Raw genomic sequence first — 3020 nt, forward strand, 5'->3', positions numbered from 1 at the left:
GGGGTTCTGCGGGCTCACCACGAGTTGGGTGCGCCCGAAGGCGGCGACGTTGGCCGCCACCAGCTGCGCGACGGCGGCCTTGGTGATGGTTTGGTCGTGAAACTGGCTGTAGTAGCCCAGCTTTGACTGGCTGTCGTCGGGGCCCGGCGCGCCCGGGATCGCGATCCGGTTCGCCCCGCCGTCGCCGTATCCGGAGAACTCGAACACGCTGAGCCGCTCGTCGCCGTCGTAGCGGCGCCCCAACGCGGCCAGCAGCTGGCCGAAGCCGTTGAGGTAGTCGGGGTCGTTCCAGTTCGGGACGGCCCCGGTCGGCGGGCGCATCCAGTCGGGCACCGCGACGTTGGCGGGGTCGGCGGAGTTGTACGCGTAGACGCCCAGGACCAGCCGCATGTTGCGGCTGGCGAGCTTGGTCAACGTGTCGTCGATCGCGGTGAAGTCGAACTTGCGGTCATCGGGGGCGTCGGGCGGGAGCGTGCGCGGGTCCACCGGCTGCAGCTGGCGCCACGAGACGCGCAGGCTCGCGTCGTAGGACGCCGGCCAGGAGGAGTACCGCTGCTGAGCCGAATTCCCCTGCGGGAAAAGCGGATTGAGCATCTCCTCGTACTGCCCGCGCAGCGGATTCGAAATCTCCTGGGCGGTGGGCGCAATGGCCGGGCTGACCATCGCGGACAGCGGCCCCGGGTCGGTCTTGTCCCCGCAACCGGCCACCACGGCCGCCGTGCACAGGGCAGCGGCCAACGCGCGAGGCAATGAGTGGACCATCGGGGGTCAGATCGCGCCCGCCGGCGCCCCACACCGGCCCGACGCCGACAACGTCGCGAAGTTGCTGATCTTCAAGGTTGCGTCTCCCAACACACACCGATGCGCACTGCTGAGTTGCCTCAACCGTCGCGGGTTTTCCGGCGCGGGTCTCCGGCCCTGGGGCAGGCCGCGAATTGGCGTAGCGCAGCGTATCACGACCCGCCGCGACGGCGTCGCCGCAGCTCATCGCCACCGCGGCCCGGGTTCGAGTGAGACGGGTCACAAACGGGGCCCGTCTTGTCACGCCCGGCGGGGGCGCGGTGTCTGAAGGGTGTAAGCGCCCTCGAGAACAGGAGACACCTCATGAACAAGCCGGTCGAGTACAGGCCACACGTCGTGGTGGTCGGCGGTGGCTACGCCGGAACCCTGGCCGCCAACCGGTTGCGCCAGCGCCCGGATGTCGACATCACCCTCGTCAATCCCCGCCCGGTGTTCGTCGAGCGGATTCGGTTGCACCAGTTGGTCACCGACACCGGGGCGGCGACCGCCGATTACGCGACGCTGCTGGGCGAGGGCATCCGGCTGGTGGTGGACAGCGTCGAGGGGATCGAGACCGCCGGGCGGCGGGTCCTGTTGGCCTCGGGCGCCGAACTGCCCTACGACTACCTGATCTACGCCGTCGGCAGCACCGGCGCCACCGCGTCGGGCGTGCCCGGCTTCGCCGAGTACGCGTACTCGATCGCCGACCTGGACAGCGCGCGGCGGCTGCGCTACGCGCTCGCCGACCTGCCGGCCGCCGCGCCGGTGGCCGTGGTCGGCGCCGGGCTCACCGGCATCGAGGCCGCGGCCGAGCTGGCCGAAGGCGGCCGCCCGGTGACGCTGATCTGCGGCCCGCGGCTGGGCCCGTCGCTGAGCGAGCGGGGCCGCCGCACGGTGGCCAAGCGGCTGCGCAGGCTCGGCGTCGACGTGCACGAAGCCGTCGCGGCGGCCGAGGTGCGCCGCGACGAGGTGGCGCTCAGCGACGGCGCCGTGGTGCCCAGCGCCGCCACGGTGTGGACGGCCGGGTTCACCGTGCCGGACCTGGCCGCACGCAGCGGGCTGCGCACCGACGGGCTGGGACGGCTGCTCACCGACGAGACGCTGACCAGCCTCGACGATCCGCGCATCGTCGCCGCCGGCGACGCCGCCGCGCCGTCGGGCCGGCCGCTGCGGATGAGCTGCCAGGCCGCCGAGCCGCTGGGCGCCCAGGCCGCCAACACCGTGTTGAGCCGCCTGGCGGGTGCCGAGCCGGCCGCATTGAGCCAGGCGTTCGTCGGGCAATGCATCAGCCTGGGCCGCACCGACGCCACGCTGCAATTCGCCCACACCGACGACACGCCGGTCAACGTCGCGCTCGGCGGCCGGGCGGCCGCCGCGGTCAAGGAGGCGGTCTGCAAGGGCACCCTGTGGTCGATCCGGCGTGAGGCGGCCAAGCCCGGTTCCTACCGCTGGCTCAAGGGCGGCGGCCGGGCGGTGGCCGCACCGGCCGACGACCCGAGCCGGTTGTGACGCCTGGGCCGCCGGCCGCCGGGGTGGGAATCGGGCGCCGTTCTGTCAAGCTTGGGCGGTGCGTATCGAGCCGCTCGGCGACCTGGGCGCCGCACCAAGGGTGCTGCGCGCCGTCGGCGACGCCACCGCCCGGCTGGGGTTGCCGCCGCCGGCGGCGCTGACCGGCGAGTGGTTCGGTTCCCTGGCGGTGATCGCGCCCAGCGTGACGGTGCTGCCGGTGGACGCCGCGGCCGCGTTCGCCGTCGCCCCGGGCGACCCTGCGCCCGGGGCGACGGCGGTCGGCGGCGGGTGGATCGGCTTCCTGTCCTACCCCGATCCGGGGGCGGACGGCCTCGGGCACCGCATCCCCGAGGCCGCCGGGGGCTGGACGGACTGCGTCCTGCGTCGCGACCGCGACGGCCGCTGGTGGTACGAGAGCCTGACCGGGGCGCCGCTGCCCCCGTGGCTGGCCGGCGCCCTGGCCACGCCGGGGGCGGCGGCGCGTGACTGCCGCATCGACTGGGGCGGCGCCGACCGGGCGGCGCACCGCGAGGGGGTGCTCGCCTGCCTGGACGCCATCCGGGCCGGGGAGGTGTACCAGGCGTGCGTGTGCACGCAGTTCACCGGCGTGGCCGCCGGGGCGCCGCTGGACTTCTTCGTCGAGGGCGTCGCCCGCACCTCCCCCGCCCGGGCGGCCTTCGTCGCCGGCGGCTGGGGCGCGGTGGCGTCGCTGTCCCCCGAGCTGTTCCTGC

General features: G+C 74.2%; 1 protein-coding gene and 2 pseudogenes. 2 read left to right on the forward strand and 1 reads right to left on the reverse strand.

All coding sequences use genetic code 11. From position 1 onward, the window contains the following. A pseudogene (locus A5714_RS14415) lies at positions 1–762 on the reverse strand (hypothetical protein); the annotation flags it as partial. A gap of 342 nt (positions 763–1104) precedes the next feature. Between A5714_RS14415 and A5714_RS14420 the strand changes: the two are divergent. Both A5714_RS14420 and A5714_RS14425 read left to right on the forward strand, forming a co-directional pair. After that, positions 1105–2289: an NAD(P)/FAD-dependent oxidoreductase gene (locus A5714_RS14420; RefSeq protein ID WP_068286060.1), complete on the forward strand. Its 1185-nt coding sequence runs from the start codon at positions 1105–1107 to the stop codon at positions 2287–2289. A 58-nt stretch (positions 2290–2347) separates the two neighbouring features. Beyond that, a pseudogene (locus tag A5714_RS14425) lies at positions 2348–3020 on the forward strand (chorismate-binding protein); the annotation flags it as partial.

The organism is Mycobacterium sp. E2462 (assembly GCF_001672685.1).
GTDB lineage: Bacteria > Actinomycetota > Actinomycetes > Mycobacteriales > Mycobacteriaceae > Mycobacterium.

Excerpts from the sequence above, each read along its gene's own strand:
- A5714_RS14420 (WP_068286060.1), top strand. The coding sequence starts at position 1,105 with ATGAACAAGCCGGTCGAGTACAGGCCACACGTCGTGGTGGTCGGCGGT.